Source organism: Pseudomonas sp. GW821-FHT09C10 (genome assembly GCF_059418085.1).
The window spans coordinates 1-20,494 of record NZ_JBWKPE010000029.1 but is presented as its reverse complement, the minus strand read 5'-3'; the positions used below and the strand labels follow the sequence as shown (position 1 = coordinate 20,494).

17 protein-coding genes are annotated in these 20,494 nt (G+C 63.8%); 3 read left to right on the top strand and 14 right to left on the bottom strand.

Annotated elements, in window-relative coordinates:
• Positions 1–165: 165 nt before the first annotated feature.
• From moaA to AC07OT_RS30760, 8 genes are read right to left on the bottom strand one after another with little or no spacing between them, the layout of a single operon-like run.
• A complete protein-coding gene (gene moaA, locus AC07OT_RS30795) occupies positions 166–1,152 on the bottom strand; it encodes a GTP 3',8-cyclase MoaA (RefSeq protein WP_495109864.1) in 987 nt (328 codons plus the stop codon).
• A gap of 1 nt (position 1,153) precedes the next feature.
• Complete coding sequence (locus tag AC07OT_RS30790; protein ID WP_495109863.1) at positions 1,154–2,068, bottom strand: peptidylprolyl isomerase; 915 nt, start codon at positions 2,066–2,068, stop codon at positions 1,154–1,156.
• A gap of 10 nt (positions 2,069–2,078) precedes the next feature.
• Positions 2,079–2,759: a respiratory nitrate reductase subunit gamma gene (narI, locus tag AC07OT_RS30785; protein ID WP_027607172.1), complete on the bottom strand. Its 681-nt coding sequence runs from the start codon at positions 2,757–2,759 to the stop codon at positions 2,079–2,081.
• Entirely contained in the window at positions 2,752–3,507 is a 756-nt protein-coding gene (gene narJ, locus AC07OT_RS30780) for a nitrate reductase molybdenum cofactor assembly chaperone (RefSeq protein WP_115489187.1), read from the bottom strand. Before narJ ends, narI begins: the two co-directional genes overlap by 8 nt.
• Before the next feature lie 3 nt (positions 3,508–3,510).
• Complete coding sequence (gene narH / locus AC07OT_RS30775; protein ID WP_027607174.1) at positions 3,511–5,049, bottom strand: nitrate reductase subunit beta; 1,539 nt, start codon at positions 5,047–5,049, stop codon at positions 3,511–3,513.
• 1 nt (position 5,050) lies between these two features.
• On the bottom strand, positions 5,051–8,824 hold the full coding sequence (locus tag AC07OT_RS30770; protein WP_495109862.1) for a nitrate reductase subunit alpha: 3,774 nt from the start codon (positions 8,822–8,824) through the stop codon (positions 5,051–5,053).
• Positions 8,825–8,881: 57 nt separating this feature from the next.
• The gene (locus tag AC07OT_RS30765) at positions 8,882–10,279 is read right to left on the bottom strand and encodes a NarK family nitrate/nitrite MFS transporter (protein WP_315871671.1); all 1,398 of its coding nucleotides are present in this window, start codon (positions 10,277–10,279) and stop codon (positions 8,882–8,884) included.
• A gap of 2 nt (positions 10,280–10,281) precedes the next feature.
• Entirely contained in the window at positions 10,282–11,538 is a 1,257-nt protein-coding gene (locus AC07OT_RS30760; RefSeq protein WP_141155276.1) for an MFS transporter, read from the bottom strand.
• Between the two features lie 309 nt (positions 11,539–11,847).
• Between AC07OT_RS30760 and AC07OT_RS30755 the strand changes: the two genes are divergently transcribed.
• The 3 genes from AC07OT_RS30755 (at position 11,848) to AC07OT_RS30745 (ending at position 15,323) form a co-directional block, all read left to right on the top strand.
• On the top strand, positions 11,848–13,650 hold the full coding sequence (locus AC07OT_RS30755) for a HAMP domain-containing protein (protein ID WP_141155277.1): 1,803 nt from the start codon (positions 11,848–11,850) through the stop codon (positions 13,648–13,650).
• Entirely contained in the window at positions 13,647–14,294 is a 648-nt protein-coding gene (gene narL / locus AC07OT_RS30750) for a two-component system response regulator NarL (protein ID WP_027607179.1), read from the top strand. The genes AC07OT_RS30755 and narL overlap by 4 nt, the downstream gene beginning before the upstream one ends.
• A gap of 348 nt (positions 14,295–14,642) precedes the next feature.
• Positions 14,643–15,323: a Crp/Fnr family transcriptional regulator gene (locus tag AC07OT_RS30745; RefSeq protein ID WP_253490898.1), complete on the top strand. Its 681-nt coding sequence runs from the start codon at positions 14,643–14,645 to the stop codon at positions 15,321–15,323.
• Here the strand turns inward: AC07OT_RS30745 and ubiT are convergent, their stop codons facing one another.
• The 6 genes from ubiT to pdxH form a co-directional block, all read right to left on the bottom strand.
• Positions 15,324–15,803 (bottom strand): ubiquinone anaerobic biosynthesis accessory factor UbiT, encoded by a 480-nt coding sequence (gene ubiT, locus AC07OT_RS30740; protein ID WP_495109861.1) that lies wholly within the window; start codon positions 15,801–15,803, stop codon positions 15,324–15,326. It lies immediately after the preceding gene.
• Positions 15,797–16,687, bottom strand: a complete 891-nt coding sequence (locus AC07OT_RS30735; RefSeq protein WP_495109860.1) for a U32 family peptidase — start codon at positions 16,685–16,687, stop codon at positions 15,797–15,799. Before AC07OT_RS30735 ends, ubiT begins: the two co-directional genes overlap by 7 nt.
• Before the next feature lie 10 nt (positions 16,688–16,697).
• A complete protein-coding gene (gene ubiU / locus AC07OT_RS30730; protein WP_495109859.1) occupies positions 16,698–17,693 on the bottom strand; it encodes a ubiquinone anaerobic biosynthesis protein UbiU in 996 nt (331 codons plus the stop codon).
• 9 nt (positions 17,694–17,702) lie between these two features.
• Entirely contained in the window at positions 17,703–18,935 is a 1,233-nt protein-coding gene (locus AC07OT_RS30725) for a molybdopterin molybdotransferase MoeA (RefSeq protein WP_495109858.1), read from the bottom strand.
• The gene (moaB, locus tag AC07OT_RS30720) at positions 18,932–19,486 is read right to left on the bottom strand and encodes a molybdenum cofactor biosynthesis protein B (RefSeq protein ID WP_141155281.1); all 555 of its coding nucleotides are present in this window, start codon (positions 19,484–19,486) and stop codon (positions 18,932–18,934) included. The genes AC07OT_RS30725 and moaB overlap by 4 nt, the downstream gene beginning before the upstream one ends.
• A gap of 85 nt (positions 19,487–19,571) precedes the next feature.
• Positions 19,572–20,219, bottom strand: coding sequence for a pyridoxamine 5'-phosphate oxidase (gene pdxH / locus AC07OT_RS30715; protein ID WP_043293719.1), 648 nt, complete (start codon positions 20,217–20,219; stop codon positions 19,572–19,574).
• Between the last annotated feature and the right edge of the window lie 275 nt (positions 20,220–20,494).

The window sequence follows — 20,494 nt, the reverse complement described above, 5'->3', positions numbered from 1 at the left end:
AGCCGGAGTGAGGGCACACCGAGCCTAGGCGAGGTGCCGAGTGTTGGGGCGAGGACCTTTTGGTTACTTTTGGGTCCCTCCAAAAGTGACCCGCTGTAAGAGCGGAACCCTAAGTAGCCGTTACCGAAGAAACGGATATGTACTCAGTACCACCCCACACCCCCCTCACCCCCCACTCATATTCATAAACCGCACCACCTGCACCTCCCCATCCCCACTGAAATCATGCCGCAACGGCTTACCCCTCAACCCCCTGTGCAACGCCTCGACCAACGGCCCATCCTCCAACGGATAGCGCCGTAACAACGCGCGAAAATCCAGCGCATCCTCCTGCCCCAGGCACAACAGCAACTGCCCTTCCACCGTCATCCGTACCCGATTACAACTGCCACAAAAATTATGGGAATTTGGCGAAATAAACCCCACCCGCGTCCCAGGATGCCCCGCCAACCGCACATACCGCGCCGGCCCGCCGCTGTTCTCGGTGCTATCGATCAACCCATATTCACGGGCGATCACCGCGCGCACTTCGTCGCTGGAGCAGAACGTCTCGCCCCGCGATCGCCCCACGTCCCCCAGGGGCATTTCCTCGATAAAACTGATGTCGACACCCTGGTCGATGGCGTACCGCACCAACGCCGGGACCTCGTCGAAGTTGCGCCCCTTCATTACCACGCAGTTGAGCTTGACCCGCTCGAACCCCGCATCCCGCGCGGCCTCGATACCGTCCAGCACCTGGCGCAGATCACCGTTGCGGGTGATCCCACGAAAGCGCTGCGCATCCAGGCTGTCGAGGCTGATGTTCATGCGCTTGACCCCCGCCTCCACCAACGGCCGCGCCAGTCGCGCCAACTGCGAACCATTGCTGGTCATCACCAGTTCACGCAAGCCCGGCAGTGCCGCGATGTTACGGCACAGCCCGACAATGCCCGGGCGAATCAGCGGTTCGCCCCCGGTGAGGCGGATCTTGCGCACGCCCTGCCCCACGAACAGCGCGGCCAGGCGTTGCAGTTCTTCCAGGGTCAACACCTGCTGGCGCGGCAGGAATGTCATGTTTTTCGCCATGCAGTACACACAGCGAAAATCGCAACGGTCGGTCACCGACAAGCGCAGGTAATCGATCGAACGGCCCACCCCATCCACCAGGCTCATGTCACTGCACCAACGGTGAGTCGGCACCCTGCAGCGCGATGCCGCGGATGTCCGCTGCGCCGATCAGGGTTTGCAGGTACTGCACCAATGCCTTCTGCCACACCCCTTGCTGCAACTGGGTGCGAATCGCCACGGCCACCGCTTCATACGGCAACGGCTGGCCTTCGATACGCTGGTCGACGCTGATCACGTGCCAGCCGTAACGGCTCTCCAGCGGCTTGGCGGCCAGGCCCGGGGCCAGGGTGAACAACTGGCGCTCCAGCTCGGGCACGGTCTGGCCTTTGCTCACCTGGCCCAGCGAACCGCCCTGGGCCTTGGACGGGCAGGCCGAGTACTTGAGCGCCAGTTCGGCAAATTGGCCCGGTTGTTCTTCCAGGCTCAGCAGCAGGACTTCGGCCTGGGTGTGCGCCAGGTGGCGCGCCTCGGCGTCGTCCGGCGTGCACTCGAGCAGGATATGCCGCACCGCCAGCAACGGTGCGCTGTGAAAGCGCCCACGGTTGTTCTCGAAGTAGCGCACACAGTTGGCTTCGTCGCAGTCGGGCACCGTCACCTCACGCTCCAGCAGCAGGCGCGTGGCGGCTTCTTCTTCGTTTTCGCCGGCGGCGATTTCCACCGCCAGGCCCAGCTCGGCGATCCGCTGTTGCAACAGCTCGCGGATCACCAGCGCGCGGGCGGCCAGGTACACCGCTTCCTCGCGGCTGGCGGCCGGGTGGTATTGCAACTCCAGGGCCATGGCCTCGGGCGTGACCGCCACGCCGTTGACGCTGATGATCGGCCATTCCTGTTCACTGCTGGCGATCAATTCCGGCGCCTTGATCTCCTCGAAAGAAGCCTGGGCCACCACCGGTTCCTTGGCCGACGAGCCGCAACCACCGCTGCCGCCGTTACCGCCACCACATCCGCATCCTGTAGTCATGACGTTCTCCTCAATACTTCTGCCGCACGATTTGATAACGACGCCCCAGGTACCAGATCGGCGCGCTGACCATGTGCACCAGGCGGGTAAACGGGAACAGCACGAACAGGGTCAAGCCCAGCGCCACGTGGGCCTTGTAGATCAGCGACACCGGCGCAATCGACTCGGCCGCTTCCACCGGCCGCAACAGCACCACGTTCTGCGCCCAGTCGGCGAGCATCACCATCACCGAGCCGTCCATATGCCCGGTGGAGGCGACGATGGTCAGCAGGCCCAGCAGCAACTGCGCCAGCAACACCAGCAGGATCAGGATGTCCGACGGGCTCGAGGTAGCCCGCACGCGCGGATCGCCCAGGCGACGCTTGACCAGCATCAGCAGGCCCACCAGGCACAGCAGGCCGAAGAAGCCGCCCGAGACCATCGCCAGCAACTGCTTGTGCTCAGTGCTGATCACATGGTGGTAGACCGACGCTGGGGTCAGCAGGCCGACAAAATGCCCGGCCAGCACGAACAGCACGCCGATGTGGAAAAAGTTGCTCGCCACGCGCATGCCACGGTTGTTGAGCATCTGGCTGGAACCGGCCTTCCAGGTGTACTGCGACAGGTCGAACCGCGCCCAACTGCCCAACAGGCAGATCGCCAGCGCCACATAGGGATACACCCCGAATACCAGCAAATTCCACTTAGACATTACCCACCTCCCCGGCGGGCGCTGCGGCCCGGCCTTCTTGCTGAAAATCCACCCAGTGCAAAGGCACCGCGCTTTCTTCGCGGGCCTTGCCCGGACTGCTCGGCATCGAGCTGCAGCGGTCCTGTTGCTCAGCCTGCATAAAGTCCACCGCTTCCTCTTCCCAGATTTTGTCCAGGGCTTCGAGGGAGTCGTCGCGCGGTTCGGCGGCGACCTGGGCACGCAGTTCGGCCACGGCCTGGTGCGGCTCGGCGCCGGCAATCTGCAACAGCGCACGGAAGCAACTGGCATAGCCGCTCTCACGCTCGTCCAGACGCGCAGCGAGCAAGGCCAGCAGGTGCGCCACATCCGCCAGGCCCTCGCGGGCCTCGATGTCTTCGCGGGTGGACAGAAACTCCAGGTACAACGGGATGTAGTCCGGCAGCTCCTTGACGCCGATGGCGAAGCCGGCCTCCTCGTACTGGGCCATCATGTCGACCATGGCCTGGCCCCGGTCGCGGGATTCGCCGTGCACGTGTTCGAACAACAACAGCGACAGCGACCGCCCCCGGCCAAACAGCGCGCCGTAGTGTTCCTGGCCGTCCATCAGGTCATTGGCGCAGATCAGTTCCAGCAACTCGAACAACGCACCGCGCTGCTTGGGGCTGATTTCCCGTGCTTCAAGAATCGCCTGTTCCAGTTCGTCGCGACCGTTCACCAGGGTTTCAGTGGGGTAGTCCAGCAGCAACGAAATCACTTTAAGAATGCGCATGGCTCAGTCCTCCCAGATCTGGACGGTTTTCAGCACGTCGCGGCGGTTGGCTTTCTTGGCGCCGAACATGTTGGTGTCGGAGCTGCCGCTGCAACCGCTGCCGAAGCTGAAACCACAGCCGGAGCGTTCGGCGAACGCGTCGCTCATGGCGTCTTCACGGTGGGCGCTCGGTACCACGAAGCGGTCTTCGTAGTTGGCGATGGCCAGGTAGCGGTACATCTCTTCCACCTGTTCCACGCTCAGGCCGACGTCTTCGAGCACTTGCAGGTCCTGTACGCCATCGACTTGCTGGGAGCGTTTGTAGGCGCGCATCGCCAACAGGCGCTTGAGTGCACGCTTGACCGGTTTTTCATCGCCGGCGGTGAGCATGTTCGCCAGGTAACGCAGCGGAATACGCAGGCTGTCCACATCCGGGATCACCCCGTTCATGCCCACGGTGCCGGCCGCGGCGGCGTTCTGGATCGGTGACAGCGGCGGCACGTACCAGACCATCGGCAAAGTGCGATATTCCGGGTGCAGCGGCAGCGCCAACTTCCAGTCGACGGCCATTTTGTACACCGGCGAACGCTGGGCCGAGTCGATCACCGACTGCGGCACGCCATCGGCCAGAGCCTGGCGAATCACCGCCGGGTCATTCGGGTCGAGGAAGATTTCCAGTTGCTTCTCGTACAGGTCCTGCTCGTTGGCGGTGCTGGCCACTTCGCTGATGCGGTCGGCGTCATACAGCAGCACACCGAGGTAGCGAATCCGACCCACACAGGTTTCGGCGCACACGGTCGGCATACCGGCTTCGATACGCGGGTAGCAGAAGATGCACTTCTCGGATTTGCCGCTCTTCCAGTTGAAGTAGATTTTCTTGTACGGGCAGCCGCTGATGCACATGCGCCAGCCCCGGCACTTCTCCTGGTCGATCAGCACGATGCCGTCTTCTTCACGCTTGTAGATCGCACCGCTTGGGCAGGATGCCGCACACGCCGGGTTGAGGCAGTGCTCGCACAGACGCGGCAGGTACATCATGAAGGTGTTTTCGTACTCGCCATAAATGTCGGCCTGGATCTGGTCGAAGTTCTTGTCCTTGCGACGCTTGGCGAATTCGGTGCCGAGGATTTCCTCCCAGTTCGGCCCCCACTCGATCTTTTCCATGCGCTTGCCGGACACCAGCGAACGCGGGCGTGCGGTCGGCTGGTGCTCGCCCAATGGCGCGGTGTGCAAGTGCTGATAGTCGAAGTCGAACGGCTCGTAGTAGTCGTCCAGGCTCGGCAGGTCGGGGTTGGCGAAGATGTTCGCCAACACGCGGAACTTGCCGCCGATGCGGGGGTTGATCGAGCCATTGGCGTTGCGCACCCAGCCGCCCTTCCACTTGTCCTGGTTCTCCCACTCCTTGGGGTAGCCGATGCCGGGCTTGGACTCGACGTTGTTGAACCAGGCGTATTCCATGCCTTCACGGCTGGTCCACACGTTTTTGCAGGTAATGGAACAGGTGTGGCAGCCGATGCATTTGTCCAGGTTGAGGACCATGCCGATCTGTGAGCGAATTTTCATCTCAGTTCTCCTCGATGTCAGTCGGCAATGGGCGCGGCAAATCATCGCCGCTGGAGCCATCGAGCCAGTCGACCTTGGCCATCTTGCGCACCACGACAAACTCATCGCGGTTGCAACCGACCGTGCCGTAGTAGTTGAAACCGTAGGCCTGCTGGGCATAGCCGCCGATCATGTGGGTCGGCTTGAGCACCACGCGGGTCACCGAGTTGTGGTGGCCGCCACGGGTCTTGGTGGTTTCCGAACCCGGCACGTTCACGATGCGTTCCTGGGCGTGGTACATCATCACCATGCCTTCCTTGACGCGCTGGCTGACCACCGCACGGGCGGTCAATGCGCCGTTGACGTTGAAGCATTCGATCCAGTCGTTGTCTTCGATGCCGGCGCGCTTGGCGTCGATTTCCGAGAGCCACACAATCGGTCCGCCACGGCTCAGGGTGAGCATCAGCAGGTTGTCGCTGTAGGTGCTGTGGATGCCCCACTTCTGGTGTGGGGTGATCCAGTTCAGCACGATCTCGGTCTCGCCATTGCTGCGCTTGCCCTTCACCCCTTCGATGGTGCGGGTGTTGACCGGTGGCCGGTAGCTCATCAGCTGCTCGCCGAACGCCTGCATCCACGGGTGATCCTGGTAGAACTGCTGGCGGCCGGTGATGGTGCGCCATGGGATGTTTTCATGCACGTTGGTGTAGCCGGCGTTGTAGCTCACGTGCTCGTCTTCCAGGCCGGACCAGGTCGGGCTGGAGATGATCTTGCGCGGCTGCGCCTGGATGTCGCGGAAGCGAATCGCTTCGTGGGCCTTGGAGATCGCCAGGTGGCTGTGGTCGATGCCGGTGAATTCCGACAGCGCGGCCCAGGCTTTCAAGGCGACCTTGCCGTTGGTTTCCGGGGCCAGGGACAGGATCACTTCGGCAGCGTCGATGGCCGTGTCGATTTTCGGCCGGCCGTGGCTGATGCCCGCAGCGCTTTCGTGATGGTTCAGCTCGCCGAGGAACTCGACTTCTTCGTCGGTGTTCCAGTTGATGCCCTTGCCGCCGTTGCCGAGTTTTTCCAGCATCGGGCCCAGGGACGAGAACTGCTTGTAGATGTTCGGGTAGTCGCGCTCCACCACCGCCATGTTCGGCGCGTTCTTGCCCGGCACCGGCGCCACACCGGCGCTTTTCCAGTCGGTGCCGCCAAACGGCTGGGCCAGTTCGCCGACGCTGTCGTGCATCAACGGGACGGTGACCAGGTCTTGCTCCACGCCCAGGTGGCCGACCGACATGGCCGAGAACGCCTTGGCGATGCCCTTGTAGATTTCCCAGTCGGAGCGCGACTCCCACGCCGGGTCGATGGCCGCCGACAACGGGTGAATGAACGGGTGCATGTCCGAGGTGTTCATATCGTCTTTTTCGTACCAGGTGGCAGTCGGCAAGACGATGTCGGAGTACACGCAGGTGGAGGACATGCGGAAGTCGAGGGTGGTCACCAGGTCGAGCTTGCCGATGGCGCCGTCTTCGACCCATTCGGCCTCGGTGGGCTTGCATTCGGTGCTGTGGCCGATGTCTTCGTTCATCACGCCGTTCTTGGTGCCCAACAGGTACTTGAGCATGTACTCATGGCCCTTGCCCGAGGAACCGAGCAGGTTGGAGCGCCAGATAAACATGTTGCGCGGGAAGTTCACCGGGCTGTCCGGCTGTTCGCAGGCGAAGCGCAGGCTGCCGTCCTGCCAGGACTTGACCACGTAGTCTTTCGGCGTCATGCCGGCGGCAGCGGCGTCACGGCAGATGTGCAGCGGGTTGGTGTTGAGCTGCGGTGCACTGGGCAACCAGCCGGCGCGTTCGGCGCGGATGTTGTAGTCCAGGGCGTGTTCCGGGAATTGCGACTTGTCGGCCAGGGGTGAGAGCACGTCGTGCATGCTCATCTTCTCGTGGCGCCATTGCGAGCTGTGGCCGTAGAAGAAGCTGGTGCCGTTCATCTGGCGTGGCGGGCGGTTCCAGTCGAGGCCGAAGGCCAGGGGCAGCCAGCCGCATTGCGGGCGCAGTTTTTCCTGGCCGACGTAGTGGGCCCAGCCGCCGCCGGTCTGGCCGACGCAACCGCAGAGCATGAGCATATTGATCAGCCCGCGGTAGTTCATGTCCATGTGGTACCAGTGGTTCATCGCCGCGCCGACGATGATCATCGAACGGCCCTTGGTCTTGTCGGCGTTGTCGGCGAACTCACGGGCGATCTGGATGGCTTTCTCGCGGCTGACGCCGGTGATCGCTTCCTGCCACGCCGGGGTGCCCGGTACGCTGGCGTCGTCGTAGTCCCTGGCCACGTTCTGGCCGCCCAGGCCACGGTCGATGGCCAGGTTGGCGGCGGACAGGTCGAACACCGTCGCCACTTTGGCCACGCTGCCGTCGGCCAGGGTCACGCTGTGCACCGGTACGCGGCGGAACTGCACGGCATCGCCGGCCACGTGCTGGAAGTGCTCGTGGGCTTCGCCGGCAAAATACGGGAACGCCACTTCGGCGACGTCGTCACCGAGCAGGCTGAGTTTCAGGTCGATGGCACGGCCTTCACCGCCTTCCTTGGCGAGGATGTTCCACTTGCCCTTCTCGCCCCAGCGGTAGCCGATGGAGCCTTGTGGCGACACCAGTTCACCGCTCTCGTCGAGGGCGATGGTTTTCCATTCCGGGTTGTTGTCCTGGCCGAGGTTGCCGGTGAGGTCCGAGGCACGCAGGAAGCGGTCGGGCTGGAAGCCGGCGCCAGGGGCGAACCCGGTCATCGGCTTGAGCATCACCAGCACCGGCAAGTCGGTAAAGCGCTTGGCGTAGTCGGTGAAGTAGGCGCTCGGTTTATCCAGGTGAAATTCCTTGAAGATCACATGGTTGAAGGCCTGGGCCAACGCGGCGTCGGTGCCCTGCTTGGGGTTGAGCCACAGGTCGGTGAGCTTGGCCACTTCCGAATAGTCCGGGGTGATGGCCACGGTCTTGGTGCCCTTGTAGCGCACCTCGGTGAAGAAGTGCGCGTCCGGGGTACGGGTCTGCGGAACGTTGGAACCCCAGGCGATGATGTAGTTGGAGTTGTACCAGTCGGCCGATTCCGGCACGTCGGTCTGCTCGCCCCACACCATCGGCGAGGCCGGAGGCAGGTCGCAGTACCAGTCGTAGAAGCTCAGGCACACGCCGCCGAGCAGCGACAGGTAACGCGAACCCGCCGCGTAGCTGACCATCGACATGGCCGGGATCGGCGAGAAGCCGACGATGCGGTCCGGGCCGTATTGCTTGATGGTGTAGACGTTGGAGGCGGCGATGATCTCGTTGACCTCCTCCCAGTTCGAGCGAATGAAACCGCCCATGCCGCGCTTGCTCTTGTACGATTCGGCCTTGACCTTGTCCTCGACGATGCTCGCCCACGCCTCCACCGGCGACAGGGTCAGGCGCGCTTCACGCCACAACTTGAGCAGCGGCTTGCGGATCTTCGGGTACTTGAGGCGGTTGGCGCTGTAGATGTACCAGCTGTAGCTGGCACCCCGTGGGCAGCCGCGCGGCTCATGGTTGGGCAGGTCGTTGCGGGTGCGCGGGTAGTCGGTCTGCTGGGTTTCCCAGGTGATCAGGCCGTTCTTCACGTAGATCTTCCACGAGCACGAGCCGGTGCAGTTCACACCATGGGTGGAGCGCACGATCTTGTCGTACTGCCAGCGCGAACGGTAGACGTTTTCCCAGTCGCGGGACTCCTTGCGGGTCTCGCCGTGACCGTCGGAGAATTCGTTTTGCTTGCGGTTGAAGAACCGCAGTTGATCCAGTAAGTGACTCATGATGCTTTCCTCATCAGGCGTGCCGTGGGGTGCGTTGCCCCGCGAATTCGTGGTCGATCAGCAGGGTGTGGCGCAGCCTTTGCGGGCGTACCACCACCAGGTCACGACGATGCAGCTCAGGTAGAAACCGACAAACATGTAGAAGGCCATCGCCGGGCTGCCGGTGGCGGCCATGGACGTGCCGAAGGACTTGGGAATGAAGAACGCACCGAAGGCGCCCATGGCCGAGCTGAAGCCCAGCACGGCGGCGGATTCCTTGCCGGCATCCTTGATCGCCTGCTCGCGCTCGGCGGCGGATTTACCGGCACTGGCCTTCTCGTGCTGGGTGCGGAAGATCACCGGGATCATGCGGAAGGTGGAGCCGTTGCCGACGCCGGTGGTGATGAACAGCAGCATGAACATGCCGAGGAAACCGTAGAAGCTGCCGCCCTGCCCGTTCTGCGGCAAAAAGTGCAGCACGCCGAACACCATCACGATCATCAGCACGAAGTTCCACAAGGTCACCCGTGCGCCGCCCAGCTTGTCCGCCAGCCAGCCGCCGAGTGGGCGTACCAGGGCGCCGACCAGCGGGCCGAGGAAGGCGAATTTCAGCGCCACCACGTCGGGGAACGAGGTCTTGATCAGCAGCGGGAACGCCGCCGAAAAACCGATGAATGAGCCGAAAGTCGCCAGGTACAACCAGCACATCAGCCAGTTGTGCTTGCGCTTGAAGATCACCGCCTGCTCGCTGAACGAAGCGCGGGCGCTGGACAGGTCATTCATGCCGAACCAGGCCGCCACGGTGACGGTGAGGATAAACGGCACCCAGATGAAACCGGCGTTCTGCAGCCAGAGTTGACTGCCATCCGCCAAGGTCTGCGGTTGGCCGCCCACCAGGCCGAACACGCCGAACGTGATCACCAGCGGCACGCAGAACTGCATCACCGATACCCCCAGGTTGCCGAGGCCGGCGTTCAGGCCCAGGGCCGTGCCTTGCTGCGACTTGGGGTAGAAGAAGCTGATGTTGGACATGCTCGAGGCAAAGTTGCCGCCGCCGAAACCGCACAGCAGCGCGATCAGTACAAACACGCTGTAGGGGGTGTTGGGGTCTTGCACCGCAAAGCCCATCCACAGCGACGGCAGCAGCAGCGACGCGGTGCTCAGGGCGGTCCAGCGGCGGCCGCCGAAGATCGGCACCATGAACGAGTAGAACACCCGCAAGGTGGCACCGGACAGGCCCGGCAACGCCGCCAGCCAGAACAACTGGTCGGTGGTGAAGGTAAAGCCGATGGCGTTCAGGCGCACGATCACCGTGCTCCACACCATCCACACGGCGAAGGCCAGCAACAGCGCAGGGATCGAGATCCACAGGTTGCGGGTTGCGGTCTTCTTGCCGCTGGCGCCCCAGAACGCCGGGTCTTCAGGGCGCCAGTCGTGGATCACCGGCCCCGAGCCGGGCTTTTGCGCGATGGACATGTTCATTCTCCTTGGAGAGGTTGGGCGGTTTTGCCCAACAGCGGTTGCTTGCGCATTTCGCTGAAGTACATCCAGGTCAGGGACACCCAGACCACGCCGTACATCAACATGAAGCAGGACGAGCGCACGCCGGTGAGGTCCACCAGGGCGCCAAACAGGATCGGCAGCACAAAGCCGCCCAGGCCACCGGCCAGGCCGACGATGCCGGACACCGCGCCCATGTTCTGTGGGTAGTCATTGGCGATGTACTTGAACACCGAGGCCTTGCCGAACGCGAAGGCGATGCCCATCACGAACAGCAGCACGGTGAACAGGGTGGCGTTGAGGCCGATATGGAAATCCAGGGGACCGTTGACGGTCTGCACCTGCAATTGGGTCTGCGGGTAGCTGAGCAGGAACAGGCAGATCCAGCTCACCCACAGCACCCACCAGGTCACGCTCTGGGCGCCCCAGCGGTCGGACATCCAGCCGCCCACCGCACGCAGCACGCCGCCCGGCAGGGAGAAACACGCGGCCAGCAACGCGGCGCTTTGCAGGCTGAAGCCGTATTCCTGCACGTAGTACTTGGTCATCCACAGTGCCAGGGCCACATAGCCGCCGAACACAATCGAGTAGTACTGGCAGTAGCGCCACACGGCCGGGTCTTTCAGGCACAGCAACTGCTGGCGCAGGGTGGCGCCGCCGGCACTGCGGTGCGCCTTGTTCTCGCTGGTGAGGAACCAGAACAGCAGCGCGGTGATAAACAGGATCGCGCCGAACACCTTGGGCACCAGGTGCCAGGTGCCGAGGGCGATCAGCGCCGGGGCCAGGAACTTGGTGACGGCGGCGCCCGCGTTGCCGGCGCCGAACACGCCCATGGCAAAGCCCTGGTTGTCTTTGTCGAACCACTTGGCCACGTAGGCGATGCCCACCGAAAACGAACCGCCGGCCAGGCCGACGAACAGGCCCAGCACCAGGAACTGCCAATAGGCGGTGGCGTAGGTGATCAGGTACAGCGGCAGCACGCAGGCGAGCATCAACAGGAAGAACACGATGCGCCCGCCGAAGCGGTCAGTCAGCAGGCCCAGGGGCAGGCGTACCAGGGAGCCGGTCAACACCGGCGTGGCGGCCAGCAGGCCGAACTGGGTTTCGTTGAGTTGCAACAGCTCTTTGATGGGCACGCCCAGCACGGCGAACATCATCCACACCATAAAGCAGACGGTGAAGGCGAGTGTGCTCATGCCCAGCACCAGGCCTTGTCTCATACGGGGTTGAGTCACGGTATGCGCTCCAGAAAGTGATTCCATGGGCGCAGGTTAGGGGCGACACCCCCGTGGAACTTGACCCAGGTCAACGTCCGCCTGGGGGGTATGGGGCTATGCTGGCCCCACATACCTCTAAGGAGGTAGTCCTAACAACAAGAGAAAGTCTTTATTTATCAATGGATTGATCTCTTGTGCCGGCGTTTTCCCGTGGGAGGGTTTGCCGGCAACTCTTTAGAGGTAGTGCGCCAGGGATTGCGGTTTCTCAGCCCTTTTTCCTTTCAGGTGCCGCCATGCAGGCTCTCAACCCCCTTCGATCACGCCGCCATGTTTAACTGGCTGCGCAGCTCCCTGCCCGCGCGCGCCGGGCTGGCGGTGATCCTGATCGCCATCCTCGCCCTCGCCAGTTCCTTGAGCGCCGGCCTGATCGCCTGGTTCAGCCAGGGCGATGCCGCCGCCATCAACACCGCCGGTTCGGTGCGCATGGAGACCTACCACCTGAGCTGGAAACTCGCGGCCGGCGCGCCTGCCGACGAGATCGACGCCATCACCCACAGCCTGCAAGGGCGCCTCGACAGCCAATCGCTCAAGGCGGTGCTTGAAGACGGCCCGCGCAGCGCCCTGCTGCAGAGCTACCAACAGATCCAGCAGCGCTGGGACACCGATCTGCGCCCGGCGCTGGCCCGTGGCGACGCGATGCTGTTCCAGGCCAGCGCACCGGGGTTCGTCGAGCAATTGAACCAATTCGTCAGCCTCCTGCAACAGCACAGCGAACAGAAACAAGGCTGGCAGCAAAGCATCCAGGGCCTGGCACTGTTCAGTACGCTGATCATCCTGCTGATCGGCCTGTATGAATTGCAGTACGGCGTGGTCAACCCCCTGGAAGAACTGGTGCACGCGACCCGGCGCTTTCGTGATGGCGACTTCAAGACCCGGGTCAATCACCGCTCCGAGGATGAGCTGGGGCAACTCGCCCTGAGCTTCAACACCATGGCCGAAACCATTGAACACTCCCACCGCACCCTCGAGAGCCAGGTGCGGCAGAAAACCCTCAACCTGCAACAAGCCAACGCCGCCCTGGAGCTGCTTTACCAGAGCAGCCGCAGCCTGGCCACGCGCCTGGCGAACGCCGAGGGCCTGGATGAACTGATCCGGCGCTTCCAGAAACGCCTGCCGGGGCTGCGCCTGTCGCTGTGCCTGCAAGGGCACTTCCTGGCGCCGGCCCAGCAGATGCTCTCCCTGAATGGAGGGGATAGCCGCAACGTCTGCGCCATCGGTGATTGCGCAACGTGCCAAAAACAGAAAGTGGCGCTCCCTCAGGTATTCAGCATCAGCAACCAGGGCTCGGAACTGGGCGAACTCAAGGCGCACTTCCTCGACGGCCATGCGCCCCAGGACTGGGAGAAACAGTTGATCCAGGCCCTGGCCAACCTGATCGGCACCTCGCTGTCGCTTAAGCGCCAGCGCGAACAGGACCACCGCCTGCTGCTGCTCGACGAACGCACCATCATCGCCCGGGAACTGCACGATTCCCTGGCCCAGGCGCTGTCCTACATGAAGCTGCAGGTCAGCCGCATGCAAACCCTGATCCGACGTGGCGAACCGGTGGAAACCCTGGCCACCGTCACCGCCGAACTGCGCGACGGCCTGAACAACGCCTACCGCCAACTGCGCGAATTGCTCACCACCTTCCGCCTGCAAATCCACGATGCCGGGCTGGTGCAGGAGCTGCAGGACACCGCCGAAGAGTTCTCGCGGCGTGGCGAGTTCCAGGTGCATCTGCATGTGGACGCTCTAGCCTTCCAGCTGTCGGCCAGCGAACAGATCCACTTGTTGCAGGTCACCCGCGAGGCCCTGTCCAATTGCCTGCGCCATGCCCATGCGCAAAACGCCTGGTTGCAACTGCGCCAGGAAGGCGAGACCGTGAGCCTGAGCATCGAGGACGACGGCCGGGGCTTCTGCGGTGAGGTCGACACCCGCGAACACCACGGCCTGACCATCATGGACGAGCGCGCCCGCAGCCTGCATGGCCGCCTCGACATCAGCCCCCGCGAGCCCCAGGGCACCCGCGTGCAATTGCGTTTCCAACCGGAATTTCTCGGCCACTCCCTACAAGGCACCGCCTCATGAACACCCTCACCCGCCACCGTATCCTGCTGGTCGACGATCACCCGATGATGCGCCACGGCATGCGCCAGATGCTTGAACTGGAAGACGACCTGCAAGTAGTCGGCGAAGCCGGCAACGGCCAGGAAGCCCTGGACCAGATCGACGGGCTGCAACCGGACCTGGTGCTGCTGGACAACAACATGCCGCACATGAACGGCCTGGAAACCCTGCGCCGCCTGCGGGCGATGAACTATGCCGGCAAGGTGCTGCTGTTTACCGTGTCCGACGCCGAGGACGACATCCGCGATGCGCTGCGCCTGGATGCCAATGGTTATCTGCTCAAGGACATGGAGCCGGAGTTGTTGATCCAGTACATCCGTGATGCGTTGCATGGCGCGCTGGTCATCAGCCCCGGCCTGACCCGCGTCCTGGCCCAGGCCCTGCGCTCGCCGCAGCCCCATGCGGCAGTGGAATTGACCGAGCGCGAGCGCCAGGTGCTGAGGACGATTGCCAGTGGGCACAGCAACAAGGTAATCGGGCACAAATTGGGGATTACCGAGGGCACAGTGAAGGTGCATGTGAAGAATCTGCTGCATAAGCTGGGGTTGCGGTCGCGGGTCGAGGCGGCGGTCTGGGCGATGGAGCATTTGCGGCAGGCGGGGTGAGGCTGTTTGAGGCTGAACGCGCGGCAGATAGGGCTGTTGTGGTGAGCGGGCTTGTCCCGCGCTGGGCTGCGCAGCAGCCCCAGTCCAGAAGAATGCGGTGTATCAGACACTCTGTAGACACTGGTTTTGGGGCTGCTACGCAGCCCAGCGCGGGGCAAGCCCGCTCACCACAAAAAGGCCGCTCACCACAGGGAGATTTGTCAGGGGCTGAAAAGTTGTGTGGATACCCTTGCTCATCGGGGGCAAGCCCACCACATTGTTTACACAAACCCCGCAAGAGGTACCCCCACAGAGGCATATCAACCCCGCCCCAAGCCTTCTACGCTAGCCCATTGCGGAGGCCCAACCATGCTCACCCATCCCCACATCGTGCTCACCCTGCGTCGCCATCACCTGTTCAGCCAGCTCCCGGAAAAAACCTTCCAGGACGTCTGCACCCTGGCCAATCTCAAGCACCTGCCCGGCCATGCGCCGTTGATGCACCAGGGCGACGCGGCCGAGCGTTTTTTCCTGCTGGTCAGCGGTCAGATCAAGCTGCATCGGGTTACGGGCGAAGGCCAGGAACACTTGGTGGAAATCATCCAGCCCGGCCAGACCTTTGCCGAAGCCCTGCTGTTCACCCAGGCCAAGGCCTATCCGGTGAGCGCCACCGCGCTCAAGGACAGCGTGCTGGTCAGCATCGAAGGCCAGCACTACCGCCGGGCCCTGGAGGACCAGCCGAAAATCTGCCTGGCGATCCTGGCCAGCATGAGCATCCACCTGCATCAGCGCCTCAAGGACATCGACACCCTGACCCTGGCCAACGCCAGCCGTCGGGTGATCAACTTCCTGTTCCAGGAGCGCGATGCGCTGAGTGGCGAGGTGGTGCTGCAAGTGCCCAAGCGCCTGGTGGCGTCGAAGCTGGGGATCCAGCCGGAGACCTTTTCAAGGATCCTGCACCGGCTGGTGGAAGGCGGGTTGATCGAGGTGCAGCGGCGCACCATTAGAATCCTCTGCGAAGAACAGCTGATGGGCTATCAGGCCGGCTGATCAGTGCCCGCTGTGGACCGCTGACGCCCGCCCCGCCCGCTCCAGATTCCGCCACAACCAGGGCGGCAACACATCCGGGTCCAAACTGTCGATCAGATTCTTCAACCCCAGCCCCAATTCCGTATCCCCCTCGATCACCAACCGGCGGCGAAAGAACAGCGTATCCGGATCTTCCTGGCGGCTGGCCAGCAACAGAAACTCCCGCCAATTACCACTGATGCTGACCTGCGCCTCAGCCTTTTGCGCAATCCGCAACCCATCCCGCCCCAGGGTCAGGTACCAGCACAACCCCAGGTCAGGAATACGCAAACACAGCCAACGCCCGCGCAGCAGGTCAAACCCGCCGTCGCGCAGGGGTTCGGCCAGACAGCGGTTGAGGGCTTGCTGCAAGGCCAGGCGCTGTACGCCAAACGGCACGCGGCGGATCAACGGCAACAACCGGTCGGCACCCTTGAGCAGCCATGATTTACGACTCAGCACAGGCCCACCTCCTCAACCCGCAACATACCCGCCTGGCCGTGCCAGTAGCCGTTGCAGCCTTGGACATACAGCGGCGGCGTAGCGCCCTGGCGTACCTGGTCGTAGGCACGTACCACCTCGACCATGCCCTCGGCCCGGGGGCTCAGGCGCAACAGGTCGGCGCCGCTGGACACCAGGCCGGGGTAATCGGCCAGCAGGTTGGTAACGTCGGCGGACATGGTCTGGATGCCGTTCAAGGTGAATAGCGCCTGCCCTTCCTGGCTGGTCAGGGGCATGCCGTCGGGGTAGTTGATGCAGCAGAACTGGCAATCGTCCTTGGGGCGGTTCTCTGCACGGGCGGTGAAGCAACGCGCCGAGTAGGCCAGGGGCAAATGGCCGTAGGCGAATATTTCCACCTCGGGTAACGGCCGGCCCAATTCGCGCACCTGCTCCAGCACGTCGGCGATCAGGCCCTGGGAGCACTCCACCGGCGGCACCCAGCGCTGCATGCCGGCGTCAAGCAGTTGCACCAGGGCGTGACCGTTGTAGAGGTTGAGCGCCGGGCCGCCGACAAAGGGCAATTTGCGCTCGATCAGCATCTGCACCGCGCCCATGTCATTGGCCTCCACCAGCCACTCGCCGTTGTCGCACAGGCGGCGCAGGCTCGACAGTTCGGAGGCGGCTTCGATCAAGGTCAGGCTCGACAACACGATCTGCGCCGAGCTGCAGGTTTGCAGCTCCCGCCCCAGGCCCAACCAACGGTCCAGGGAAAACGCGCGGCGCTTGGCACACACGGTTTCGCCCAGGTAAATCACGTCCAGGGGCAAGCCGGCCATGTCCGAGTAGAAGCGCCCCAGGTGTTCCTTATCCCAATAAAACAGCACCGGTCCCAGGCTGAGTTTCATCTGTGTCTCCTCACTGCCATGCACGATGGTAGGCGCCGAGTGTGGTCTGGCTGCCTTCGGATAACCCGGCCAGCACCTGGCGCCATTGGTCCTTGACCACAAAGCTGGCCGGTGCACTGCGGTGGGCGTCGAGCGCGGCGCGCCAGACCCGGGTGACTTGTTCCACATACGCCGGGCTGCGTTGCCGGCCTTCGATCTTGACCGCTTCGACGCCGATGGCGCTGAGCTCCGGCAGCAGGTCGAGGGTGTCGAGGCTGGTGGGTTCTTCGAGGGCATGGAAGCGCTTGCCGCCGACCAGGAAACGGCCCTTGCACAGGGTCGGGTAGCCGGCGGGTTCGTCGGCGGTGTAGCGGTCGATCAGCACGTCGCTCAGGCGCGCACTCAAGCCCTCGGCATCTTCGCTCCAGCGCACCGCCTTGGCCGGCGAGCACACGCCGCACAGGTTCGGCGACTCGCCGGTGATATAGGAAGACAGGTGGCAACGCCCCTCGGCCATGATGCACAGGCTGCCAAACCCGAACACTTCGATGGGCACCGGGCTGCTCGCCGTTACCTGCTTGACCTGGGCCAGGGACAGCACACGGGGCAACACCGCGCGGCGAATACCGTAGCGTTCGGCATAGAACTTCAGCGCCGCCGCGTGGGTGGCCGAGCCCTGTACCGACAGGTGCAACGCCATGTGCGGATGTTGGCGGCTGGCGTAGTCGAGCACGCCGGGGTCGGCGGCGATCAGGGCGTCCACGCCGTGGTCCGCCGCGCGGTCGACGGCGCGTTGCCAGCGTGCCCAGATCTTCGGTTGCGGGTAGGTGTTGACCGCCACGTACAGCTTGCGCTGGTGCTGGCGAATAAAGGCGACGGCACCGTCGAACTGTTTGTCGTCCATGTTCAACCCGGCGAAGTGCCGGGCATTGGTGTCATCGCGAAAACCGACATACACCGCATCGGCGCCTTGGCGCACCGCGGCTTTAAGCGCAGGCAGGTTGCCTGCGGGGCAGACCAGTTGCATGGGGGCTCCTCAGAGAAATTCAGCGAAAGACACAAACGGCACCGGTTCATCCTTGAGCACCTGATGCTCACGCTCGACGATCACCAGGCCATCGGCCCAACAGGCGGCGGTGAGCATCGCCGAGCTTTGCTGGGGATGCAGCACGGCGCGCAATTGCCCGTCCTCGCCGGGGCTCAGGCGTGCACGCAGGTACTGGCGGCGCTTGTTGGGCGTGAGCCATTCGAACGCGGCCGGCACCTGGATCGGCACCGGCAACACCCGTTCCACCCCTTGGGCGCGCAGCAGGAACGGACGCACCACCACCAACGCGGTGATCAGCGCCGCCGACGGGTTACCGGGCAGGCCCAGCCACGGTTTGCCCGCCACTTCGCCAAACGCCAGGGGCTTGCCGGGCTGAATCGCCAGGCGCCAGAAGTCCACGCGGCCGAGCGCTTCGATGGCCTGCTTGAGATGGTCCTCCTCCCCCACCGACACCCCCGCCGAGGTCAGCAACAGGTCGCACTCGGACGAGGCCAGGGCCAGCGCATCACGGCTGGCGGCCAGTTCATCCGCCATCACGCCGTAGTCGTGCACGTCCACGCCCCAGCCACGCAACAAGGCGGCCAGGGCATAGCGGTTGCTGTTGTAGATCTGCCCCGGCACCAGCGCTTCGCCCGGGTCACGCAGCTCGTTGCCGCTGCTGAGCAGGCACACCCGCAACGGGCGATAGACTTTCAACCGAGGGATGCCGGCCGAGGCCAGCAAGCCGATGTCCTGGGCGCGCAGGCGCTTGCCGACGGCGATCAGGGTCTGCCCGCGCTGCAGCTCTTCACCCTGCTTGCGCACATGCTCGCCGAGACGTACCGGCGGGCACCAGATGCGCTGGCCGTACAGGCGGCAACGCTCCTGGGGCACCACCGTGTCAGCGCCAGGCGGTAGCGGCGCACCGGTAAAAATGCGCACGGCCTGCCCGGCCTGCACGCTCACCTTGCTGTGCTGCCCCGCCGCAATGCGCCCGGCGAGCATCAGGTAGCCGCCTTCGGCCGGCACGTCCTCGGCGCGCAGGGCGTAGCCGTCCATGGCGCTGTTGTCGAAACCGGGCAAATCCAGGGGCGAGAACAGTTCTTCGGCGACCACCCGCCCCAACGCCTGCTCCAGGCCAATCACCTGGGTGGCGGGCGGTGGCGGCGCCTGGGCCAGCAGCGCGGCGATGGCCTCGTCCACCGGCATCAGGTGGCCGCTGTCACACACCGAGACACTCATGAACGCGACTCGCAGGCTTGCAGGATTTGCTCAGGCTGGGGCTTGAGGTGCGGCACGAAATTGCACGGGCCGGTGCGGCTGTCCAACTGCCCCGCCAGGATCTGGTCCCAGCCGGTGCGGCATGCGCCCGGCGAGCCCGGCATGCAGCACACCAACACGCCGTTGCTGAGGCCAGCCAACGCGCGGGACTGCAAGGTGGAAGTGCCGATTTCGGCCAGGGACACCTGGCGGAACAGCTCACCGAAGCCTTCCACGTGTTTGTCCAGCAACGGCAACACCGCCTGGGGCGTGTTGTCGCGCGCAGTGAAACCGGTGCCGCCGGTCATCAGCACCACTTGCACCTCGGGGTCGGCGATCCACAGGGACACCTGTGCACGGATCTGGTAGATGTCGTCGATCACCAGGCCACGGTCGATAAGCACATGCCCGGCACTTTCGAGGCGGTCCACCAGGGTCTGGCCGGAGGTGTCGGTGTCGAGGGTACGGGTGTCACTGATGGTCAGCACGGCGATGTTCAGGGGCACGAAATTGCGTTGTTTCAAATGGGCCATGATCAAGGCTCCAGGCGTCAAGAAAGTTGCCGTCAGCCTGCGCCGCAACGGGCGCAGGGCCTATTCCTCCAAGGAGGTATCTCGTTCAGGGGGCCAGGCGCGTGCGCTGCCAAATACCCGCGTGCAGGCGGTAGTCGAGACGGTCATGCAGGCGGTCGGGCCGGCCCTGCCAGAACTCGATGCGCTGCGGCTGCAGGCGGTAGCCGCCCCAATGCTCGGGCCGTGGCGGTTGCTGCCCGGCGAAACGCTCGGTGACGTCACGCAGGCGGCTTTCCAACTCGCTGCGATGGCCAAGGGGCTGGCTTTGCGGCGACGCCCAGGCGCCCAACTGGCTGGCGGCCGGGCGTGCATCGAAATAATCGTCCGACAGCTGCGCATCCGCCCGCACCACCGGGCCTTCGATACGCACCTGACGCTCCAGCCCCGGCCAGAAAAACGTCATGGCCGCATGGGGATTGCTCGCCAACTCCTGACCCTTGGCACTCTGGTAATGGCCGAAAAAGAAAAAACCCTCGGCGCTGAAACCCTTGAGCAGCAGGATGCGACAGTGGGCATGCCCATCATGATCGACCGTAGCCAAGGCCATGCTATTGGCCTCCGCCGGCGGCACCTCGGTTTTACGCGCCTGATCCAGCCACTGACCGAACAGCACCAAGGGATCGTCCTGCACCAAGTCATCACGCAGGCCATAAAGGGTGTAGTTGCGGCGCAATTGCGCAAGAGACAGGGGCATGGCGCAGTCCTCCAGAAAGTTCGCCACAGTGTGGGAACTACCACGAAGTTATCCCTTGACCGCGATCAACATTCGCCCGTGGCATGACGCCGCATGTGATTGCTTGGGGTGGGGGGCTACATGTGGGGGGCTACACCACGGATCGCGTTGCTGTTGCTGTTGCTGTTGCTCTGGCTCTGGCTCTGCTTTTGATCTTGATCTTGATCTCAGGCGCCCCGTCAAACACGCTGGCCGAACGCAGGCTTGAATCCGTGGGTAACCCGGCAGGACGCCGG